Origin of the sequence: Rhizobium sp. Rhizsp42 (assembly GCF_047304155.1) — a bacterium.
GTDB lineage: Bacteria > Pseudomonadota > Alphaproteobacteria > Rhizobiales > Rhizobiaceae > Rhizobium.
The window spans coordinates 18218-40006 of sequence record NZ_JBGLYS010000021.1 but is presented as its reverse complement, the minus strand read 5'-3'; the positions used below and the strand labels follow the sequence as shown (position 1 = coordinate 40006).

The 21789-nt window shown below is 57.9% G+C and carries 18 protein-coding genes and 4 pseudogenes; 12 read left to right on the top strand and 10 right to left on the bottom strand.

Going from position 1 to position 21789, the window contains the following annotated elements; genetic code table 11:
* Nucleotides 1-412: 412 nt before the first annotated feature.
* A pseudogene (locus tag ACCD05_RS19515) lies at nucleotides 413-1419 on the bottom strand (IS110 family transposase).
* Nucleotides 1420-1731: 312 nt separating this feature from the next.
* On the opposite strand from ACCD05_RS19515, the gene ACCD05_RS19510 reads away from it, so the two are divergent.
* Together ACCD05_RS19510 and ACCD05_RS19505 are read left to right on the top strand one after the other, a co-directional pair.
* Nucleotides 1732-1941 (top strand): cold-shock protein, encoded by a 210-nt coding sequence (locus tag ACCD05_RS19510; protein ID WP_047514662.1) that lies wholly within the window; start codon nucleotides 1732-1734, stop codon nucleotides 1939-1941.
* 116 nt (nucleotides 1942-2057) lie between these two features.
* Nucleotides 2058-2240 (top strand): hypothetical protein, encoded by a 183-nt coding sequence (locus tag ACCD05_RS19505; RefSeq protein WP_413394742.1) that lies wholly within the window; start codon nucleotides 2058-2060, stop codon nucleotides 2238-2240.
* 334 nt (nucleotides 2241-2574) lie between these two features.
* On the opposite strand, the gene ACCD05_RS19500 is transcribed toward ACCD05_RS19505, so the two are convergent.
* Nucleotides 2575-2943 (bottom strand): response regulator, encoded by a 369-nt coding sequence (locus ACCD05_RS19500; RefSeq protein WP_111565447.1) that lies wholly within the window; start codon nucleotides 2941-2943, stop codon nucleotides 2575-2577.
* Nucleotides 2944-3435: 492 nt separating this feature from the next.
* Here ACCD05_RS19500 and ACCD05_RS19495 point away from each other — a divergent pair, with 492 nt between their 5' ends.
* The 3 genes from ACCD05_RS19495 to ACCD05_RS19485 all read left to right on the top strand — a co-directional run bounded on the left by ACCD05_RS19495 (nucleotide 3436) and on the right by ACCD05_RS19485 (nucleotide 6808).
* Nucleotides 3436-5097 carry an alpha-amylase family protein gene (locus tag ACCD05_RS19495; protein WP_413394740.1) on the top strand — a complete coding sequence of 554 codons (1662 nt, stop codon included), beginning with the start codon at nucleotides 3436-3438 and terminating at the stop codon, nucleotides 5095-5097.
* An 834-nt stretch (nucleotides 5098-5931) separates the two neighbouring features.
* Entirely contained in the window at nucleotides 5932-6222 is a 291-nt protein-coding gene (locus tag ACCD05_RS19490; protein WP_413394738.1) for a hypothetical protein, read from the top strand.
* Nucleotides 6223-6427: 205 nt separating this feature from the next.
* On the top strand, nucleotides 6428-6808 hold the full coding sequence (locus ACCD05_RS19485; RefSeq protein WP_413394736.1) for a response regulator: 381 nt from the start codon (nucleotides 6428-6430) through the stop codon (nucleotides 6806-6808).
* Nucleotides 6809-7615: 807 nt separating this feature from the next.
* On the opposite strand, the gene ACCD05_RS19480 is transcribed toward ACCD05_RS19485, so the two are convergent.
* Together ACCD05_RS19480 and ACCD05_RS19475 are read right to left on the bottom strand one after the other, a co-directional pair.
* The gene (locus tag ACCD05_RS19480) at nucleotides 7616-8482 is read right to left on the bottom strand and encodes an SDR family oxidoreductase (protein WP_162718026.1); all 867 of its coding nucleotides are present in this window, start codon (nucleotides 8480-8482) and stop codon (nucleotides 7616-7618) included.
* A 1399-nt stretch (nucleotides 8483-9881) separates the two neighbouring features.
* On the bottom strand, nucleotides 9882-10394 hold the full coding sequence (locus ACCD05_RS19475; RefSeq protein WP_111564479.1) for a ferritin-like domain-containing protein: 513 nt from the start codon (nucleotides 10392-10394) through the stop codon (nucleotides 9882-9884).
* Nucleotides 10395-11136: 742 nt separating this feature from the next.
* Here ACCD05_RS19475 and ACCD05_RS19470 point away from each other — a divergent pair.
* Nucleotides 11137-11316: pseudogene (locus ACCD05_RS19470) on the top strand (NAD(P)-dependent oxidoreductase); the annotation flags it as partial.
* Between the two features lie 49 nt (nucleotides 11317-11365).
* Entirely contained in the window at nucleotides 11366-12529 is a 1164-nt protein-coding gene (locus ACCD05_RS19465; protein ID WP_111564481.1) for a zinc-dependent alcohol dehydrogenase, read from the top strand.
* Nucleotides 12530-12726: 197 nt separating this feature from the next.
* Here the strand turns inward: ACCD05_RS19465 and ACCD05_RS19460 are convergent.
* Together ACCD05_RS19460 and ACCD05_RS19455 are read right to left on the bottom strand one after the other, a co-directional pair.
* A pseudogene (locus tag ACCD05_RS19460) lies at nucleotides 12727-12864 on the bottom strand (IS701 family transposase); the annotation flags it as partial.
* A pseudogene (locus ACCD05_RS19455) lies at nucleotides 12862-13117 on the bottom strand (IS701 family transposase); the annotation flags it as partial. The pseudogenes ACCD05_RS19455 and ACCD05_RS19460, both read right to left, overlap by 3 nt.
* 562 nt (nucleotides 13118-13679) lie before the next feature.
* Between ACCD05_RS19455 and ACCD05_RS19450 the strand changes: the two are divergent.
* The 5 genes from ACCD05_RS19450 to ACCD05_RS19430 all read left to right on the top strand — a co-directional run bounded on the left by ACCD05_RS19450 (nucleotide 13680) and on the right by ACCD05_RS19430 (nucleotide 16759).
* The gene (locus ACCD05_RS19450) at nucleotides 13680-14636 is read left to right on the top strand and encodes an SDR family oxidoreductase (RefSeq protein ID WP_111564482.1); all 957 of its coding nucleotides are present in this window, start codon (nucleotides 13680-13682) and stop codon (nucleotides 14634-14636) included.
* A gap of 17 nt (nucleotides 14637-14653) precedes the next feature.
* The gene (locus ACCD05_RS19445) at nucleotides 14654-15013 is read left to right on the top strand and encodes a hypothetical protein (protein ID WP_413394734.1); all 360 of its coding nucleotides are present in this window, start codon (nucleotides 14654-14656) and stop codon (nucleotides 15011-15013) included.
* Nucleotides 15014-15131: 118 nt separating this feature from the next.
* Nucleotides 15132-15452 (top strand): transposase, encoded by a 321-nt coding sequence (locus ACCD05_RS19440; protein WP_283193697.1) that lies wholly within the window; start codon nucleotides 15132-15134, stop codon nucleotides 15450-15452.
* 199 nt (nucleotides 15453-15651) lie between these two features.
* Nucleotides 15652-16074 (top strand): hypothetical protein, encoded by a 423-nt coding sequence (locus ACCD05_RS19435; RefSeq protein WP_413394732.1) that lies wholly within the window; start codon nucleotides 15652-15654, stop codon nucleotides 16072-16074.
* An 88-nt stretch (nucleotides 16075-16162) separates the two neighbouring features.
* Nucleotides 16163-16759, top strand: coding sequence for a LysR substrate-binding domain-containing protein (locus tag ACCD05_RS19430; protein ID WP_413394730.1), 597 nt, complete (start codon nucleotides 16163-16165; stop codon nucleotides 16757-16759).
* Here the strand turns inward: ACCD05_RS19430 and ACCD05_RS19425 are convergent.
* From ACCD05_RS19425 to ACCD05_RS19410, 4 genes are read right to left on the bottom strand one after another with little or no spacing between them, the layout of a single operon-like run.
* Nucleotides 16740-17120, bottom strand: coding sequence for a response regulator (locus ACCD05_RS19425; RefSeq protein WP_181459321.1), 381 nt, complete (start codon nucleotides 17118-17120; stop codon nucleotides 16740-16742). The genes ACCD05_RS19430 and ACCD05_RS19425 overlap by 20 nt on opposite strands.
* Nucleotides 17120-19432: a GAF domain-containing protein gene (locus tag ACCD05_RS19420; protein ID WP_112989289.1), complete on the bottom strand. Its 2313-nt coding sequence runs from the start codon at nucleotides 19430-19432 to the stop codon at nucleotides 17120-17122. The genes ACCD05_RS19425 and ACCD05_RS19420 overlap by 1 nt, the downstream gene beginning before the upstream one ends.
* A 32-nt stretch (nucleotides 19433-19464) precedes the next feature.
* Nucleotides 19465-19890: a response regulator gene (locus ACCD05_RS19415; protein WP_111564486.1), complete on the bottom strand. Its 426-nt coding sequence runs from the start codon at nucleotides 19888-19890 to the stop codon at nucleotides 19465-19467.
* An 11-nt stretch (nucleotides 19891-19901) separates the two neighbouring features.
* Entirely contained in the window at nucleotides 19902-21011 is a 1110-nt protein-coding gene (locus ACCD05_RS19410; protein WP_112989292.1) for a PAS domain-containing protein, read from the bottom strand.
* Between the last annotated feature and the right edge of the window lie 778 nt (nucleotides 21012-21789).

The following is a 21789-nucleotide window of genomic DNA, read 5'->3' as shown; positions in this document are numbered from 1 at the left end:
GCCGACGGCAGGGAACACCCCCTAAGCCGGCAGCCGTGCGTGTGCCTGTCAGTCTCGAAACCTCGTGCCGAATGAAAATATAGGTCATCTCTTCGTACGACCGATATAGGATAGCGTTGGTAACCTCGCGTAAGAAATACAGCGATCGCATCGGCGCCGACCTGAATCCCTGTATGGATGGCTCCTGCGAGCAAAGGACAAGATCGGTTCCGGTAAATAGGTCGGTTCCGGCCATGTATACGGCGTCTGATATGCAGCGAAACCGCTGCGAGCCCTGATGAATATCCGCTTGGAGAACAGGTCCCACTCAATCGAGCGCTCTCGAAGAGCTTCGGATTCATCGGGGTGTCCTGGTTCTTCTTCTCCGCTTGTTTGCCATCACCTCACGTTGCCCTGACCATTCCAGGAGCCGTCAGGCGACCCGCGGCTCGTATCGAGACCCGTCCCCGAGGACGGCAAAAATCATTCGTGCCATGCGATGCGCCAAGGCAATCGCGACAATCTTCGTCTTCTTGCGCATGAGCATGCCCGACAGCCAGTCCGCTCCTGGCTCCCGCTTGAGGCGACGTCGGAGCATGATCCGCGCCATGGCGCCGAGATACAGCAGGCGCCCCATGTACCGATTACCCATCTTCGATACAGCGCCCACTCTTTGCTTGCCTCCGGCGGAATGAGGCTTGGGCGCGAGGCCGAGCCAAGCGGCATAATCCCTCGCGCAGTCGAAATTGTCGACATCAGAGGTCGTTGCCGCGATAATCGTCGCCGACAGTACCCCCACACCGGGGATCGTCGCCAGACGCTGACTTGTCTCGCTTTGCGAATGGGTCTCTTCGATCTCGTCGGTCAGCCGCTCGATCCGCGTGTTCGTCTCGGACGTTTGGTCTAATAGTAAGATCAAGGGCATCCGAACCGCTTGCGGTAATTGATCCACTTGTTCCTTCAGCCGCTCGACATTTTGCACGCCCTTCGCGGTTATGATGCCGAATTCTGTCATATGCGCTCGGATCGCATTGCCGATTTGCGTGCGCTGGCGAACCAGAAAGTCCCGCGTGCGGTGAAGAACCATTACCCACGAGCAGGCCTCGCTCTTGATGGCGACGAACCGCATCGAGGACCGCGTCACAGCCTCGCAGATGGCGGCCGCGTCCGCGGCGTCGGTCTTTCCGCGACGTAGGGCTTTACATTACGATGGCGGCATCAGCCGGACATCATGTCCCAGTTACTGAAGCTTGCGTGCCCAGTCATGAGCACCAGCGCAAGCCTCCATGCCGATGAGGCACCGGGGACGGTTCTGGAAAAACGCAAGCAATTGGCTGCGGCGAAGCTGCCGTCGCACAAGGACCAGACCGTTTCGTCTACACCATGGATCTGGAAGACGCTCTTTGCGAGGTCGATACCGACTGTGGCAAGTTCTGACATGGATCGCTCCTTTGCTTCAGGCAATGACACCGAAACCATGCCGGAATACGCCGGCGGAAGAAGGAGCCATCCACACCATCAATCGAGGCCAAATCGAAAAAAGAGAAGCGACCGGTCCCTGGAAAACTATCGGTTGACTTTCGGCGTAAAGCCTCTAACTATGACTTCATCGATCTTTTGCTTGCCGAGCTTTGTCTACCGCGCGATTGGCACCGCGCTCTATTCGAACCTTCTCTCTCAAAAATAGTCGTATCACCGTCCGCGAAGCGTCGCTTCCGCGGTCCCTCACTCTATGCTTTGAAAGGGTTCATTATGACCACGGGCACAGTAAAATGGTTCAATTCCACAAAGGGCTTCGGCTTCATTCAGCCGGATAACGGCGGCGCTGATGCGTTCGTCCATATCTCCGCCGTCGAGCGTGCGGGAATGCGCGAAATCGTCGAGGGCCAGAAGATCGGCTATGATCTCGAGCGCGACGCCAAGTCCGGCAAGATGTCTGCCTGCAACCTGCAAGCTGCATGATTGAACGGGCCGCCCCATTGACCACGGATGTACTGGCAATGGGGCAGCGCGTCTGAAGGGCCGGGCAATGTTGTCCGGCCTTTTCGCTTCATAGCCCCGAAACCCAAGGAGGTTTCATGACCCACAGCAAGTCCAGGCAGCAGGCCGAAGCCGCATTCGACCGCGTCCAATCCCAATTCTTCGCACACGGTCAAGCCGTCGAGGAACTTCAGACCGAGGAACAGGCGCGACAAGCTAAGACTCAACGGCTTCGCGAAGCGCGGATCGCGCGTGACGAGGCCAGCGATCAAACTCGCTGAGCTAGCTTCGATCGCGAATTCCAGCGGCGCATTGCCATCATTCCAGCTGTGGTAGCGACAGTAGGGGACCTAGTCATGTCAGAAGAGAAGCACTCACTATCCGTAGTCGTTCGATCCGATTACAAGGGTCATTGGGTGGAATGGAACAACGACGGCGCCACCGGGTCACTCGGACCATACAAGAGCGAAAAGATGTCCGTTGACGTGCGGTTAGCCAAGGAACGAGAGTTCACTGAAAACGCGGGTCACATCGACGACGCTTGACCAGCGCGAATAGCGGCTGGATGGCTTGATGGCTTGATGGCTTGATGGCTTTTCTACGGCCAAGCCCGTGTCAACCCATTAATAGCCCACGGATCATAGTCGCGACGTCGGTGGAAGCATAAGGCTTTGTCAAGAAGGGCGAGCCCTGCGGAAGCTGGCCAATTTCCGGCTGGCGGTAGCCCGACGTCACGATGATTTTGATCGGCGGCCAACGATCGCGTACGAACGCTGCGAGTTTCAGCCCGTCCATGCTTCCTGGCATGTCGACGTCCGTGAACACGAGCCGGATTTCCGGATGCCGCTCGAGGGTCGCTATCGCCTCGTCCGCCGTGCCAGCTTCAAACACGACGAAGCCCTCGTCTTCCAACTCGGCCGAGATCGACAGGCGAAGAATAAGCTCGTCGTCCACGACAAGCACGACTATCTGGTCCGTGGGCATGCGGGGCTCGCTTCTCTGAAAGAGTATGCTCCCGAGACTTAGCGCGAGCTTTGTACGTTAGCGGACATAACTATCGCCATCGTCTCTAATTTCAAGTGGTGGGACTCGAGATGTCATCGACTTCGACGCCCGCCGATCACGCTTCCACGCAAACCGCGAGGTGGTTTCACTCTTCACGTGTTCTGCCTCCCATGACGTGGCACCCGCGGTGACGCGAAGTCTTCGCCCCGGTTACTCCTGGCGCTCCTGTTCGGCGTGGGAAGAGCCCACCAGATTGTTGCGCGCAGATAAGGCATCGGTCGGCCCTGAAGGACGCACGAGGGTCAAGGCCCGCGGGAGATTGCACGTCCCTGGTATGTAGCGGCAACTACACTGGCTCCCAGAACCTCGTCGAAACCGCTGCCAAAATCTCGCGGGCAGCTCACACCCTGGAACCTTTCCGTTGCCGATGCCTTCCACCACCATCATCAATCTGCTGATGGGAGCAACGCCTTGATCAACGACCTTTGGTACAAGAACGCGGTCGTCTACTGCCTATCGGTGGAGACGTTCATGGATTCCAACGGAGACGGAATCGGCGATTTCCAAGGCCTGCAACGTCGCTTGGACTACTTGGCTGGGCTTGGCGTCACCGCGATTTGGTTGATGCCATTCCAGGCATCGCCTGGTCGCGATGACGGCTACGACGTCTCCGACTATTATAACGTTGATCCGCGCTATGGGACCTTGGGGGATTTCGTCGAGTTCACGCATGGCGCAAAGCAGCGCGGAATCCGAGTTCTCATCGACCTTGTTGTCAACCATACCTCAGACGAACATCCCTGGTTCAAGGAGGCCAGGGCTGACAAAACCTCAAAGTACCGGGACTGGTATGTCTGGTCCAGGACAAAGCCGAAAAACGCAAGCGAGGGCATGGTCTTCCCCGGTGTACAAAAATCCACTTGGACGCGCGACACGCATTCCGGCGAATATTACTTCCACCGCTTCTACGATTTCCAGCCTGACCTTAATACCGCCAACCCGCTTGTTCAGGCCGAGATCCTTAAAATCATGGGCTTCTGGATCCAACTCGGGGTTTCCGGGTTTCGAATGGACGCCGTGCCTTTCGTAATCGCCGAAAAGGGCGCGGACGTGAAAAAGCCCAAGGAATACTTCGACATGCTGCGCGCTTTTCGCGAATTTCTTCAGTGGCGAAAGGGCGATAGCATCATCCTGGCGGAAGCCAACGTCGTCCCGAGGGAAAATATGCAGTACTTCGGGCACGACGGCGAGCGCCTGCAGATGATGTTCAATTTCCACGTTAACCAGTCGCTCTTCTATGCGCTAGCGAGCGCGGACACCCGTCCGCTTGCAAGGGCAATGCGGGACACGGAGAAGCTCCCGCGTACTGGCCAATGGGGCGTATTTCTACGCAACCATGACGAACTTGATCTTGGGCGGCTATCAAAGAATGAAAGGGAAGCAGTCTTCTCCGCCTTTGGGCCAGACGAGGACATGCAGCTATACGATCGCGGAATTCGCAGACGCCTAGCTCCGATGCTGGGAGGAGACATCCGTCGTCTCAAGCTCGCCTACAGCCTCATGTACTCTTTGCCCGGCACACCGGTTCTTCGCTACGGCGATGAGATTGGCATGGGCGATGACTTATCGCTGCCCGAGCGTAACTGCGCGCGTACTCCAATGCAGTGGTCAAACGAGCCCCAAGGTGGCTTCACGAAAGGTCAGAAACCCGTATTACCGCTGATTTCACAGGGTCCATACGGGTACGAGAATGTGAACGTGGCTTTTCAGCGCCGTGATAGTGACTCGATGCTGAACTGGACCGAGCGAATGATAAGAATGCGCAAGGAAGCTCCAGAGATCGGATGGGGCACTTGCACCGTGATCGACTGCCAGGATCCAGGTGTTCTGATCATGCGGTACGAATGGCGCGAAAACGTCGTCGTCATCATCCATAATTTCCACGACAAGCCCGTCGAAATCAGTTTCAGCCTCAACAATAAGGGCAATCCGGGAATGTTGATTGACATTCTCGACGGACACGACAGCCAGGCAACGGGAACTTACGAGCATCACATAGTGCTAGAGCCCTATGGGTTTCGCTGGTATCGGGCAGGTGGCCTGGACTACCTGCTGAAGCGAAGCGAGGTATAGCGGCGCCGGACTGTTGCTGGAGGATGGATCGCCTCCAAGCATCCGCCGTGGCCCAAACGTCTTGTCGTCTCGCGCTCCCGCGCCTCGAATGCTACCATAACGCGTCGGCGACAAGGAGGGCTGGTTCCGGCTGCACGAGTGTCTGCTTGCGTCCCACGGCGATACGTCTCCCAGTCCGCAAACGATAGTTACATCACACTCAACTAAGGGTTAGATTGTCGTCGTGCCACCGCCCCCGGAAAAGAGCCGTACGATGCTGCGTCACAGCCTGCGTCGATACGTTTTCATGTTTCCAGGAGAGCCGTCATGGATGCTCGGGTTGTGGGACGGTCAGAGTTGGGCCCGAGCGGGGGCGCATTCTTGAAGTGTGCGATCGAGTTTGACACAACCACCGTTCCAGCAACAGATTCGAGTTCTTCCGTCACTGGCATTTGTCCATCATTGACGCGCGGCTGAATGCTGTGATCCAGAAGCCTTCGAGGCTACTGAAAAGGTCCGACAACCTGGGGATTTCGCGTTTGCCGTCATCGACGCTTCCACGGATCACTGGAAGCTCGAAGTTGTCGGCAAGAACTGCCGGTTCCCCCGGACCCAAATCGACATCTAAGGCAACGGAAACCCGCCCCCCCCCGCGGCCCAAGCCGCCTGAAAGCCGAACTGCTGGCGCAGGTGCGGCAAGGTCCCCGGCATGGTCGATGACTGGCAGGCATGCCGCGCGCGTCCCCGCGTCCCTCGAATGGTAAGTTCATTGTTCGCCACCGTACGCTTGGGCTCGAACGGGGCTTGATCGCGTAGTCTATGTTTTGTTCGAAGGCGGAACCACGGAGGGCAATCATGATCGCTTCAACACTTGACGTCAGATACATGACCGTACCGGAGCGCCAGGCAATCATTGAGCTGCTTGCCACGCCAATTGAAAGTAATGCGGATGTAGCGACGGAAAAGGGCGACGATGCCCTTGGGATGATACTGCGATCCGTCAGCAGCGCGATGTCTTCAGCGGCGGGCGAACTTGCTGTGGCGGATATCATCCTAACCGAGAGCGTGGTCCTGCGTGCGCTAGGCCTGCTGACTGCGTTTCAGTGCCGTCATGCACGATACCCGGTCGGGGCGGTCCTCCACTGATTGGTCTTAGCGGAAAAATTGAGTGACGCCCTCTTGATGGCGTGGATCAGAGGGCCGATCCGCTCCATCGTCAACGTCCATCGCGGGAGAATTGTACAGTCCTCTCGTCTCGGTCAGCCAAGGGAAGGCAGCCTTCAATAACATGTGAAAATCCTCGAACTTCACAGAGGGCGATTTAAATAGTTGCTTTTTTTAGGAGAGTGTCATGCGAGTTTTAATAGTCGAGGACGAAGCGCTTATTGCCTTGGAGCTTGAGCGAATTGTTGCCGAAGTGGGGCACACAGCAGTTGGGCCTGTCACTACCGTGGAGCAGGCTCTTGCTCACGCACCCCGCGTTGATGTGGCGTTAGTGGATCTGGGGCTCGCCGATGGCATGAGTGGAGCAGCCCTTGCCCGTCGTCTCACGGACCGTTTTGGAGTAAGCGTGGTCTTCGTTACGGCATCTCCGGGTGACGTGGGGCATGGCCTGGATGGCGCGGTCGACATAATTGGTAAGCCATTTTCCGATGATCGAATTAAGCAAGGGCTGGAAAAGGCCGACGCCGCATCAAAAGGACGCGCTTGGAACTCCGCGACAGGCTGGTGATGTAAAGATTTTAATCAGTTGATTTGAGGTGGCCGCGCAAGGACGCGGTCATCTCTTAACGCATTTAAGCTCCCCGTGCTTGGCTCGTTTCCCGCATTATTCGACGGCGCGCGGCTAAACGGCGCCAGTGCCGACGGCGCTGGAGAGATGCATCTCCTCTAAGCGATGCTATCAATCTCGAAGATCGCAGTGCTATCCTGGACCTCACGAAGGCCGTTGTATGAAGCGTGGCGCGGATCGCCATCATCCGTCCAACCACGGAACAATGCTCCTCGCCTTGATAAGGAACCACCGGTCGCTTGGCCTTCAGCTTGTCGAGGGTCTGGCTGCTGACAGCCACGTCTCCCATAGCTGCCAAGATACGCTCAACCGAACCGCTCTTGCTGATTTCTCATCAAATCGTGCTCCGCATGGACCTCTCCAATGACAATATATCGGAAGAGCAGGCACTCTTCTGCAACCGGTTATTAAGCCGCACTGCGCCGAGGTCCTGTCCTTAACCCACGAAGGCCCTCTGCAGGATCCACTGTTTTGCAACCCGGCCAGAAGCGTACACGTTCATGTCGAAGTTTGGCTGGGAATGGTTTGATCCAACTGAGCCTGGTCGCGGTCCAGATGCAGTTCAACGGCTTCGGAAAGCTGCAATCAGGACAGTGTGAGTGGTTACCGCCCCGCGGCGAAGGCCCGGCCCTCGCATGCCACCTCAACAATGAAGCTGGGCGCAATCTCAAAAGCAAGCCAACTCGCGGGCACGACCCGCATACTTGGTGTTTGCCAATCGGTGGTGAGCCAAGCCGACGAAGAGCACTAGATCATGATCTCGCCACCCGTCACCGGGACCACGGCGCCGGTCATGTAACTGCCGAGTTCTGAAGCCAGCAGAACGTAAGCCCCAGCTAACTCAGCCGGTTGCCCCGCGCGACCGATCAGGGTCTGCTGGCCGAACTTGGCAGCCTTTTCCGCTGGCATCGTCGACGGGATGAGCGGTGTCCAAATCGGCCCGGGTGCAACCGCGTTTACTCGGATACCCTTCTCGGCAACCATTTCAGCGAGACCCGCCGTGAAGTTTGAGATCGCGCCCTTCGTGGACGCGTAGGCCAGCAGCGGCGGTGAGGGCTGCCGCGACTGGATCGACGTCGTGTTGATGATCGAGCTTCCTGGACGCATGTACGGGATTGCCGCCTTTGACAGGAAGAAAGGTGCGTAGATGTTCGTGCGGAACGTCCGGTCCCATTCCTCGACGGGTATTTCCGATATGTCGGAATAGGTTCGCTGGAAGGCGGCATTGTTGACGAGAACGTCGATGCCTCCCAACTCGCGGACAGCTCGTTGGACGAGTTCCTGGCAATGCTCCTCATAGGTGATATCGCCCGGGGCGGCAATTGCTCGACGGCCTGCCTGCTCAACCCACTTCACAGTATCAGCGGCATCGTCGTCTTCGCTCAAGTAGGAAATCACGACATCTGCTCCTTCGCGAGCAAACGCGATTGCTACCGCCTTGCCGATGCCTGAGTCCGCGCCGGTGATCAGGGCGACCTTACCCTCAAGCCTGCCGCTGCCCTTGTATGACTGCTCACCGTGGTCAGGAACCGGTTGCATCGCCTCGGTCTTGCCTGGCGGTTCCTGATGCTGCTTGGGGTAGGGTGGCGTCGGGCGACGTGCTTCTTCGGTCATATCAATCTCCGGTTTTGCTCCAACGCAAACCAAGAAGGTCGCTGACGGTTCCCACATCAGTTCCTAAGAATCGGACGAAGTGGGGCAGCGGAGACTCGATAGCTATAAATACAGGGACAGCGACGACGGAAAGAACGATGATGACTTCGATCTAGTTCGACATAGGGAACCTTGGAAGAAGTAAGCTGTCTCTGACCGGCGCTCGCAGGGTTAACTTCCGACCGCCTTGCCCGGGCGCGTTGTCAAGGTCAGTTTTGGTAACGAACTTGGGACGGTGAGATGCTAGGACGGCTCGGGCGGTAAGCGCTAAGTAGCGGTCGGGGGCCTTCTTGTTTTGGAGAGCCTTACCACAAGGCATTGCCGACGAAGCTCTTCAAGGTTGTCGGAAAGATCGGCATGTATGAGTACGGCACCCGGCATGCTCATGCACGATTCCGGACCAAGAGCGCTGGTTACATCGACCCCGGCCAGTCGTTCCCGTGCTGCGTAAGCGGCAAGTCGCGTCATCCGCCGTGCCCATCAGACGCGCCAGGGCGACGAATGCTTCAAACACGAGTATGTCGCCGAGACTTTGAGGTCTCGGAGCCCAACCCTGCAAGCACTGAGACCTGGCGGGTTTGATGCGAGCCCATCCAAGATCGCGAGCACCAGGGCCAGGGCCATCGCCGTGACACTAGGCCCGCCCCCCGCGTTCCATGGCCTGCCTCGCCAGGGAGCTGTTGGATCGTTGCTCGGATGTCGCGTTTGGTGGGCACATACATTGGAACTTCGATGCCAAGGACAATTGGCTCAACGCGAACAGCCTCGGCAGCTTTCCAATCATGACTTTCGGCCCCGCGCCGCCGTCTTCGATAAATGGGTCGGTGTACAACAACCCAAGTTGCCTTGCTCCGGCGATCAATATCGACCACAGCGTAACGCATTCGTATCCTTCAGACCAAAAGCTAGCCCGTGGCCGATTCTTGCTCCTGCTATCAGAGACGAGTGTTGTCGCGAATTTGTCACGCGGCATGAAAGTTATTACCGCTGAATGTCGGAAGACTTGCCAGGAATCGCGGTAAGTTTTGAGATAGGCTGCAAAACGTAATCAGGGCAATGGGATGTTCAGGGTAATCGAAGGTGGCCTAACCGAAACCAAGTCTGTCGCTCAAAGCAAGAATGCGTCGATCGCGGCCGAGGGGGAAAGGCGTCTGCGGGAGGCGGGCGTGGGCCGTTTTCTGGCACGCGAGAAACTCACTGGCATCGCTATGCCTAGCCCGATGCGGGCATTCATGCTGCAGGTGGAGTTTACGGTGGAAGCGTTATCGAGACTTTCGCCGACCCCAATGAACATCACGGAGGACGGCTACTGGCCGACATACGATAGGGCTGCCCCTTTTGGGGCAGCCCTGACCAAGCGTTAGGCTGCTTTCGTGGCCTTGGCGTTCGCCGCCGCCTCGGCAAGCCGCGTTAGTTTCTGATCCGTCGCTTCCTCTTCTTCGAGGTTTGCCTGGAGCAGCGGGATTGCATCCTTCATGCCAAGCTGGGTCGCCCAGGCTATAAGCGTGCCGTAACGAGCGATCTCGTAGTGTTCGACAGCCTGAGCCGATGAAATCAATCCTGCGTCAAGGGCAGGGGAACCCTTGAACTCTTCCATGATTTCCTCGCCTTCGGAGATGATCCCCTGGATCGCTTCGCACGTCTTGCCACGGGCGGGCTTGCCAAGGAGTTCGAAAACCTGTTCCAGGCGTTCGATCTGACCCTGCGTCTCATCTCGATGCTGAAGGAAACCCGCCTTGCCTTCTTCGGACTGTGCAGCGCGGGCCATCTTTGGTAGAGCTTTTAAAATCTGCTTCTCGGCGAAGTAGATATCCTTCAGCGTATCAAGGAACAAATCATCAAGTGTCTTCGTGTTGGTCTTGGTGGTAGCCATCGTGTCCTCCTATGAAATGACGTTTGAAAACACGTCGGGCAGCTGGAGGTTCCAATTCTCAGGCAAGATCCGACCCATCTTGCATGCTTTGTACCTTAGCGTACACGGGGGTTGGGGGAACATCAGGGCCAGGTCCGCATTTCCAAATTCGAGATCGCGAGCGTGCTAACCGGACGCGACAGGGATGGTGAACATGGTGGTTTTGCCGGTTTCTCGCCATGGCTAACGAAATGGCAGCCCAGCGCGCGATCTGTCCGCAGCGATCTCATACTGGGAGGCCCTGGGATCGAAGGCTTGGCGAGAGCATACTTTGAGGGTCTGCCGAATTCCAAGAAAATCATCTGCTTAACCCCGAGTGGGACAAAAATCCCATTTTACAAGATCATGGTTTAGCAAGCTGCCGTCCCACTTTTTTCGACCGTTTCCGCCTCTTCTTTGAAAGACCGGAGCCTCTTCCATCGGAGGCGCCCTTGGGGCCGGCAGCGTCCTGAACCTCTGTTCCCTCCGCCACGGCAATTCCTGCCACGATTTGATTTAGCGGGAACAACACCCGGCGGTAGAGGTTAGCGAGTTGGGCATGTCCGCCCACATGCCGACGGGATGAAGATGACATTTCAATCTAAATTTTCGATCAGCCGACGATCAATATTTTCCGCGGCGAGCGCGACGCTCGTGCTCTTCGTCGGGAAGGTAGTTGATGGCAACGCCCGCGCCCTCGCGGGCATAGGCGATGGCTGCCGTCCGGACGCCGCTTCAGGTCAGCGGCGGCGCGACAATGGAAAAGCTCGAGAAGTTCGGGGGCGACGCGCCAATGGACCGCCCGGGACAGCCCGCCGAACTCGCATCGATCCACGTCCAACTTGCCGATCCTCGGGCCAGCTACGCGACGGGGCAGGTCTACGGCGCGGCGGGTGGCGGTGGCAGCCGTAACCCGCCAGCATCATCGAAACTCAATCCAAAGGACAAAAGACATGAAAGCACTTACCTGGCACGGCAGCGGCGACATCCGGTGTGAGGAAGTCGACGATCCGATCATTCAGCACGACCGCGACGCAATCATCAAGGTGACGAGCTGCGCCATCTGCGGCTCCGACCTCCATCTCTATGGCGGCTTCGTGCCGGGAATGCATGCCGGCGACGTCATGGGCCATGAGACGATGGGCGAAGTGGTCGAGGTCGGCCGCGGCAACTCGAAACTGAAGGTAGGGGACCGCGTCGTGGTTCCGTTCACAATATCCTGCGGCGAATGCCGTCAGTGCAAGTGGGGCCAATTCTCCCTCTGCGAGCGCTCTAACCCGAACGGCGCCGAACAGGCCAAGCAGGTCGGTTATCCGACCGCGGGCCTCTTTGGCTACTCCGAACTATACGGTCGTTTCCCCGGCGGGCAGGCGCAATATTTACGCGTACCCTATGCGGACGTCGGTCCGATCAAGGTCCCGGACGGACTTTCCGACGAGCAGGTCCTCTTTCTGTCGGATATCTTCCCGACGGGCTACATGGCGGCGGAAAACTGCGATATCAAACAGGGCCAGACCATCGCCGTGTTCGGCTGCGGCCCTGTCGGTCTCTTCGCGATCAAGTCCGCTTTCCTTCTCGGCGCGGAGCGTGTCCTCGCAATCGACACCGTGCCGGAACGGCTGGAGCTTGCCCGGCAATCCGGCGCCGAAGCGCTCGATTACACCGACGAAGACCTGCAACAGCGCATCCTTGAATTAACCGGCGGCAAGGGCCCTGATGCGGTCATCGAGGCGGTCGGCATGGAGAGCCACGGCGCGGGCGGTGTCATGGAGACGATGCAAACCAAGCTTACCTCTACCGAACGTCCGTACGCATTGAGCCAGGCTATCAGGGCTTGCCGTCCTGGCGGCGTTGTATCCCTGCCGGGCGTGTTCATCGGGCCTGCCGTGCCCACTCCACTTGGCGCCGTCGTTGGCAAGGGACTGACGCTGAGGACGGGCCAGACACACGTTCAGCGGTATCTAAAGCCACTGATGGACCTGATTGAGGAGGGCGCAATCGATCCCTCGTTCCTCATCACACACCGTATCGGTCTGGAGGAAGGTCCCGAGGCGTACCAAACGTTCCGGGACAAGCAGGATGGTTGCGTGAAGGTCGTCATCCGACCGAACGGCTGACCTGGTTCTTTGGTGCTTAGGCGACAACTCGCTTGCCGCCTACCATTACAGTTGCATTTTTGTTTCCAAATGCGCGCGCCTGGCGGCGGCCTGATGCGCGCGTCTCCAACACGACCATGCGATGACGTAGGCGTGCTTTATGCGACGCTGGGCGAGCTTATTGGCGATGCGCCGGACTTCCTGGATAGACCAGCGGATCAACTCCTGATGGTCGGAATCCGTGGTCTTTTTGGGGGCGTCGCGTCATTGGCGCGATACCGGATCACCGCCATCATGGCGAAGGCCAGCATGACGAGGGAAACGTGGCGGTGCCAGCCATGCCATGAGCGGGTTTCGATGTCCCAGCGTCCGCGACCGAGAATAGCTTGTTGCCGCCAGGGACCGGAATCACCGGCCGCCTCGGCGCGCATCCAGCCTGTCTTGCGGCGCTCGTCACCCAGCAAGCCGTCCAGGAAAAGGTTCGCCGAAGCCGCAACGCGCTCCTGCGTAAACAATTCGAATACGAGCCTTCACGTCGCGCAGCGACGATGCAAAAAGTTCCAACGTCGTCTCGATTGACGCACCTGCCATCCATGACCTCCCAATCATGGAGACCCATAGATTCAGAGTTCACAAAAACGCGCAACTGTAATGTTAGGAACTCGAGTCATAAAAGGGATGACGGGAAAGTCACAGTCGAGTTCAACGGCGAGGGCTGAGTAGCCATCTCGGTACGCATGGCTGCTTCCCCGGAGTTTCATTATGAAGGATCCGTCAATCACGCTGGGGAATTGATGATGGAGGTTGCCACCTTCGGATCCGGGACGATGCCTTTGTGGAGGGCCAGCGGGCGACGCCAGCCAGGTCAACCACCACGCTTCAACCGCCGTACCGAAATCGCGTTGGACTCGTCGCAAAATACCGCGCTCTAACGGAAGCGCCCCCGTCCCAGCCAACAGCTTGGCTTTGGGGAGCGATGTCCGGGCAAAAGACGCCCGTTTTGCGCAGGCAGGGCGGTCGACAGACGCTCACGGAAGCCAATTCGGGGGGCGTGGTCGATGTCTCCAGCAGGCTGCCTTGACAAGGTTTTCGTGTGCGCTCGAATTCTTTCAAGAACGCAAACCTTTTGCCTCGGCCGACGTTAGGCCTCCAACAGCAAGGAGATCGTCTCATGTCGTCAGAAGCCACATCCAAAAAACAGCGAGAGATCCAGCAGCAGGTAAAGAAGGCCGACGAGAAGAAGAAGTCGAAGCCGGACGGAGCCATGCAGGCGGGCGCTCGTCGATATCCAGAGCCCCCGTTTCCGGCCGTCCATCAGGACAAACCCGGATCCGAGGCAGACCTTCCGCTGGCGCCTATGTACGACGCGCCGTTTTACAAAGGCTCCGAGAAGCTGAAGGACAAGGTCGGACTCATCACAGGTGGGGACTCCGGCATCGGACGTTCGGTCGCAATCCTCTTCGCCCGGGAAGGCGCCGATGTCGCCATTGTTCATCTCGACGAGACCGAGGACGCTGAGGTAACCAAGTCCGCGGTGGAAAAGGAAGGGCGCAAGTGTCTCATCATTCGCGGCGATGTGAAGGATCCCGCCTTCTGCCGCAAGGCAGTCGAGAAGACGAAGATGCAATTCTCGAAGCTCGACATCCTGGTGAACAACGCCGCATTCCAGGTCCACACCACGGATATCGAAGATCTGACCGACGAACACTTCGACGAGACCCTGAAGACGAACCTCTACGGCTACTTCTATATGGCCAAGGCCGCGATCCCGCATCTGTCCAACGGTTCCGCCATCATCAATACTGGTTCGGTGACTGGCCTCGAAGGGTCCAAGGAGCTCCTCGATTACTCGATGACGAAGGGTGGCATTCACGCTTTCACCAAAGCGTTGTCGAGTCAGCTCGTGCCGAAGGGCATCCGAGTAAACGCCGTCGCGCCTGGGCCAGTCTGGACTCCACTCAATCCCTCCGACAAGCAGGCCGAGGATGTCGCGAAATTTGGCAGCGGGGCGGTCATGAAACGCGCGGCGCAACCGGAGGAGATTGCACCCGCCTATGTGTTCCTCGCGTCCCCGCAGATGTCGAGTTACATCACAGGTGAAATCCTACCAATCGTCGGCGGTTATTGAAGTTCAGGAGATCCGCAATGTCACAGCTCAACGGCAGACAGACTGATAAGATCACAGAAACCGCGAGCGAAGCTCGGCAAGGAAGCTACGGCAAACCAGTCTTCGTGGTGCTGGTCTGCAGCCTTGTCCTCGCGCTGATGGTATGGGGCGGCGTCGAGATTTGGGGTGAGAGCGTCGATTCCGATGTTCAGCCTGCAACCGCTACGAAGAATGACCCGATCAATGCTCAGCCCTCGGGTCCTGGTACCTTCGACAACAACGCGGCCGATGGTAGTGGCCGCCCTCCGGAGGCTACCGATCGCAACCCGTCACCGTCTGGGAACGGTGGAGGGCCGACGCAAGTGACGACGCCTAATGGAACCGAGAAGGTCCAGTAGCAGGTGAAGGCGGGCAGCTTGGAGGCTGACCGACCCACCTTACGACAAATTGCATGGAGGACGACAGCACGACCGGGCGAGGTGTGTTGTTCGGCTCACCTGCTTCCGAAGCAGTGTCATGCCTGTTGGCAAGCGCAGAGCGAACCTCAACCGCATGATGATCCTGCATCGGTCATCCGGTTCTCTCGCCGCCGCCGAGCAGGGCCACCCGCCTGGCGGCGCGAAGCTTATGGCTCATGCTGATTGGGTTCGCGAGCGGATGTCCGCGCATGACGAAACGACTCAGGATGAGCTGCGCGTTGCACTCGCGGGGCGCGGAATTGAAATCCATCGCGCTACGGTCGGGCGGTTTTTGCACCGGCTTGGGCTAAGCAATAAAAAAGGCCTCAAGGCAAGCGAGCAGCGCAGGCCGGAGATCGCCAATGGCCGTGACCTTTGAATCAACCGCCGAAAGCGGTTCTTCAACAAGGCCTTGTCGCGGCTCATCTTTATCGATGAGACCTCCACGAATACCCGCCTGAATCGTATGGCCAACTTTTAACGGTTCTGCGCCACCCATAGAAGAACAAAGGATTTTTTCGACTGCATTTGTCAATCGCATGGGGAAGTACGTGTTCCAAAAGACTTCGAATTTGAGAATGCTGAAAGACGCGCTATCCGCGCACATGGACCTCCCCGAATACTTTCTAGGTATTCATGCCTTCTTCGATGGTGAGGTCATTTTCGCGCGGGACGTTGTTCACGTGAACATGGACCTCTCTCCGTTTCCGGTCGACTTTCCCAACGTCTGGCAGTGGTTCAGGGAGCAGCTCCAGGGAGGCTCGGGCCAAGAGACGTTTGCTTATCAGATGAGCTTCGTCGTCGACGCCGTCGAAGATCCAGCCATGAAGAAGCTGATCGAGATCACTAGGGGAACCGCGACAACGATCTGGATGTTCGACTTGTCAAACCAGGAGCCACCTGGAGACGGCCGCCGATTTGTGATCGTGACAGCAGCCGACAAAAAAGGTCTGAAATCATTTCGAGACGAGTTCCACGGAATAGATGTCGAGTGGCCCTAGCCGGGTTACTTTAAAAGGACATCTATCGCAGCAGGCCTTTGCTTTCAAACTCATCCCAGCCACTGAGACCTGAGCCCACTTCGTCAGCGTGGCGGGCCTTCACCTTATCCCGCCGCTTCGACCGCGTCAGTATCGCCTGATACCGCATGCCTGCGGCGTTCTGCCTCGGCAACGACATTGTGCTCGCGCCAATTCCTCGACACCTCCGCAGTCATTCGCAGCGCCGTCATACCTCGCAAAGGTCGGCATGCCAGAGCAGTTGGACGAGTTGCTTGCCCACGCCTGCATACAGCTCAGGTTCTCGAGCGGCGCCTTCGTGCCATGGGAACTGGAGAGAGACGGGCAGTCGGTCAATATCGACCCACAGGGCAGGCTGATCGTCGGCGTGGATGCGGCGGCTGCCGCCATCGATTGGGCGCGCGCGGGTCGCGGTGTGATATACAGGTTCGATAACTGGTTCGAGCCGCACGTCGCATTGGGGGAACTAGAGCTAGTTCCACCGGACTGGTGGATGAGTTTTCGATGGGCCGCGCCTTTATTTCTCCCGCAGGTTCATGCCCGCGCCATTGAGGGCATTCGTCGACTTCGCCACGCTGAATTCGGACGCACCGAACACCCAGGGATGGATTTAACTCCAGAAGCACGCGGGCTCAGTCCGGTCCGTGTCATGACAGCATCTGCCTGATGGTTGCCACGATCTGTTCCTCCCGGTAAGGCTTGGAGAAAAACACCGTCTCGGCCGGGATCACGTCTCCGGGATCCTCGATGTGGCCGGAGACCACGATCACCTTGATTGGCGGCCATCTGTCTCGAATGATCGCGGCCAGGCGCATTCCGTCGACGCCGCGCGGCATATCGACATCTGTAAAGACTACACGGATGTCATCGCGTGACTCAAGTATCGCGATCGCCTCTGTCGCGTCCGACGCCGCTACCGCCTCATATCCAGCAGCTTCGATGAGGTCTATGCCGGCAAGACGCAGGAGCGGCTCGTCTTCAACGACTAGAACGATTGCGACGTCCTTGGCAATATTACTCACGGTCATCACGACTGCCTCAACTGCGAAATCAGTCCGCGCATCTTAACCTTCAGCCCATCAGGGGAATAATCAACGTCGACACCGCCGGTTCCCGTCAAGCCGAGACGTATGAGCTTCGATCCGAACCCCTTGCCAGATGGGGCGGTCACTGGAGGGCCTTCATGCTCGTCCCACGCAAGAACAAGCAGACTGTCATCGCTGGCTCCTTCGATCATCCACGAGACATCGACACTGCCTGCTTCGTTGGACCAGGCTCCATATTTGAGCGCGTTGGTCCCGAGTTCGTGCATCAGCAGCGCCAGAGAGAGCGCCGAGCGCGGTCCAAGCTGCAGGTCTGGACCCGAGATAGAATATCGCTCTGGCAATGAGAGCTGACCGAGAACGGAATCGATCACGGCGATCATCCGCGCCGACGACCAGTCCTGGCCGAGTAAAACATCGTGTGCCTTCGAAAGAGCGTGAAGCCGGCTCGTAAAAGCTTCGACAGGCGCCCGATCGGTGACAGGGCGAAGGGTCTGCGTGGCTATCGCTTGGACCATTGCCATCGTATTCTTCAGTCGGTGACTGATCTCGTGATTAAGAACCTGCTGCTCCTGCTCCGCGCGAATCCTCGAAATCGCCTCTCGTGTGCGATCTGCGATCGTCCGAACGAAGTCGCGTTCCTCCGACGAGAAATCATGAGGTCTGTCGTAGTGAACGAACATGACTCCTACGAAGGCGCCGTGCTCGATGATTGGCACATTCACCAGCACAGAAATCCCGATCGAATGGAAAAGCTCGGCTGACGCCGATGTCCGAGGATCCTTGGCCACGTCTGGAATAATGACCGTCTCGCCGCGTTTGAGATCTTCGATATAGGAGCCATAATCCCGGAATTGGTGCGAGCCGGCGACAGTCGAGATACCTTCGGCGCACCAATCGGGTAGCATCTGCACGGTCTCGACGATGGGATCGATGACCCCGTAACCGGCTCTTGTCGCGCCCTCCAGGTTGCGGGCCATGATTTCCGCTGCGGCGAATGCAACATCTTTCACATCGTCCAGCTCCCGTATCTTGTCGCCGAGCTCAAGGAATGCCAATTGCCGATTTTCGGCGATCTTCTGAGATGTCGCGTTTCTGGCCACCTTGATGAAGCCTGGTACTTCCGGACCGGAATGGCCTGGAAACGGTCGTATGGTCCCGTCTAGGAAAACCCGTGTTCCGTCGGCCGCTTGGTGCCACCTTCGATCAAGTGCCACGCCTTCGGCTGCAGCTTTGCGCATTTCAGTTTCTGGAACGCCGACCGCGCGGTCCTCCTCCGTGAATATCTCCTCGAACCGTCGTCCATGCATCTCTGCTTCGGTCCAGCCAAAGGTGTCCTCTGCGCCGCCAAGCCAGCTCGTGATACGCTTTTCGTGATCGATGGTCACGATCACATAATCCTTGGCGCCCTCGACGATCAGGCGCAGTCTTGTCTCACTGTCCCGAAGGGCCTCCACAGCCTCCATTCTGTCTGTCACATCGACAAAAATGATGATGAATTTGTCGTCCCCTGTCGCCTGCACGTAGCCGTCGAACCAACGTCCGAGGGTGGGAATGTGCCGAGTAAAACGCCTGCTCTGTCCGCTTTCGACAACGAGCGCGACGTCCGATACCCACTCCTCTCCAAAATTTGGAAAGATCTCTCGCATCATACGACCGGTGGCGTCCTTGACGGGACAGTCCACAAGCTTGCTCCAAGCCGGATTGACGCTGTCATGTCGCCAATCGACAATAGTTCCATTGACGTCACGGACGACCGAACCGACGATGATACCTTCCTCGAGCTGCTCGAAAAGCGAACTCCACCGGCGCTCTGATAGAAACGTAGCGATCTGGTTCGAGGCAACCTTGCCGATGCGGCTCAACAGCTCGAGCTCTCGTCTTGTCCATGTTCTGGGCTCACCGTCAATCGCCGCCAACGCTCCGATAACCAGACCCTCCGGCATTGTGACCGGGACGCCCATGTAGGAGATCACGCCCAGATCCGTGATGGCCAGGTTATCTCTGACAAGATCATGGATCGTCGCGTCGCCAATGATCAAGGGCTGATTGTCCCGCACCACGTGTTGACAGAAGGAATGGGTCAGCGGGGTCTCTGCCGCCTCGGCCCATTTCTCCGGCAGACCGAGATGAGCGATGAAGACCTGCCGGTCCTCGTCAAGAATGGAGACAAGCGCCACGGGACAGTCCAGCCCGGCCTTTACGACCTCGATAATGTCCTGAAATTCGGACTGGCCCTGAACGCCAAGCAGACCTGAATTCCGAACGGCGCCGATGCGCTCCGATGGTGAACTCACTGGTTTCCTTCACCGCGAAATCGCGGAGTTGATCATGCCGCAACGGTGGCGCGCGCGGCAGGGGAGAGGACGAGACTAGGCGGCGCGACCTGCGAGCCATGGCCGCCATCGATGATGATCTGCAGAAACTGCAAGGCGTTTTGCAGACCGTTAACCGTGTAGGGCTTCTCGATCGCCCCGAGCGCACCGGCAAAGTCGTCCGGTATGCGCTTGAGATTTCCCGATACGAACACGAATGGAATGGCCTTGGCCGAAAGGTAGCGTCCGACGTCGATACCCGTTGGGCCATCCAGCAATTGAATGTCGACAAAGGCAAATTGCGGCGAGGTGGCATCAATGATCTCGATCGCCTCACGGCTATCGGTCGCCGTCCCAACAACGAGATGCCCGGCGCCTTCCACTTCGCTTTCCAGCTCCATGGCAAGAAGGACTTCATCTTCCACAATCAGAATATTCAAATCAAATCCTTTCAGTCCTTAACGGACAGCGTGACTGTAACGTCTGTCCGGTGGCCCTTCACAACTCGGTCGATTTTTGCTCGAAGCTGCTTCAGGCACGCCTCGAGCATGGCTTGGCTGAACGCAGCTTCCTCTTTGTCTACGTCAACCGGCGTGACCGTATCGACGACTCGGATAAGGAAGTGTCCGTTGAGCCGTCTGATCTCCAGATGGATCTCGCCACCGCCGTCGCTCAGACCTCTTCTTATCGCGTCGCCGACTAGTTCGTTGATAATGAGAGCCAAGGGCGATGCCTTGGTAGCAGGCACCACAACCGCGTGTAGATCCGTTGTCAGGTGTATGTCGGAGCGCTTCAGTGCGCCGATCTTGTCGATCATGAGGGTGTTCGCGAAATCGGCTACGTCGAATTGCCCCACTTCCTCGTCGTTCAAAAGCTTGCGCTGGACGGTGCTAAGAGCTTCAACGCGATTGAGAACAGACGTCAGCGTACGCTTGACAATGTCGTTTTCGGTCATCCGGGCCTGGAGCTTTACGATGGATGCGATCGTAAGGAGGTTATTCTTGACCCTATGATCGACCTCGTGGACCAGCGTTGTCTTTGCACGCAGGGCGTCGGTCAGGTCTGCCGTTCGCATCCCCACTTCTTCCTCGGCGAGGTGACGCGCGCGCGCGAGTTCGGCTTCCTTGCTTTTGATATTCGTGAAGTCGAGTTGAGAGGCAAAAAAGTAGATCACCGTGCCAGAAATATCCCGGACCGGGCTGACGAAGAGGGCGTTCCAGAAAGGAGACCCATCTTTTCGGTAATTGAGAATGTCGATCGCGAGATCTTTTTCGGCAGCAATGGCTTCGCGAAGCCTGGACACGGCGTCCGGATCGGTCTCGGGGCCCTGAAGGAGGCGGCAGTTCTTGCCAATGAGCTCTTCGTTGGAGTAGCCCGTGAGCTTGCAGAAAGCCGCGTTGCAAAAGATTATCGGATTGTCCGCTTGACGAGGATCGGTGATCAGCATCGGCATACGCGTGGCTTTGAACGCTGCGGCGAACGGGTCTTCCGAAGCGTGATCAGCGACAAGACGGTCACCGGCGTCTCTGGCGTCCTGCCGACTGTTATTGTGTTCTGTCATCGATATTCCTGGATGGTAACGCATCTTAATGCGCGAGCGGCGATTTCGTTCCACGAACTCCTGTTGCCGCGCGGGCGGTCGTGGTCAAGAACCACGAGTTTATTCCCGCGCGGCTCCGCGTTTCCAGACTGGGAAGATCATCGACTTCCTCATCCATGCTCGTTCCGTTCTGACGAACCCTGACACCAGTGCCAGGATATGACTACGCCGCGATTTATCGCGCGAAACAGTAGAAGCGTACCGAGCGCGTGGAGGCCGCCGAATAAAACTACAAGCAGGACGGAGGCCGCCGCAGGTAGCACGAGATCGCAAGCCCAGCCGACCAGAGTGGGGGCTTGCATGAGACGGGTCGCGAAGAAATGCGGGATCCGACGGTCCGCAACCATCATCGACCAACGCCTGATCGGCATCCTGCGCCCATCAGGTTCTTCGTCGCCGACGAAACGACCCATTGCGCCACCGATCCTGAATGCGGTCACCCGCGTCAATAGTATCCCAGGCGGAGCACGTTAGGTTTCGCTTTGCAAGAAAGGACCGAGGCTGGCTCGGGGCGAGGCGCGCGCCCTGTTAGGAGCTAAGAGACCTTCGGCGCCAACAAGGGCGCCGCGTCGAGGCAAGGAAACTTGGTCTCGCACCTGTCGCCATCTACGTCGCACATCCGCTCGCATCCCACAGTGAACCTCCGCCGTAGTTTCGCGAAGCTCGCCGCCGCGCCGACTTGGGCGACGAGGACCTTCCGATCGAAGGTGTCACGGCTGTCGGATGCACGGCATTCAAA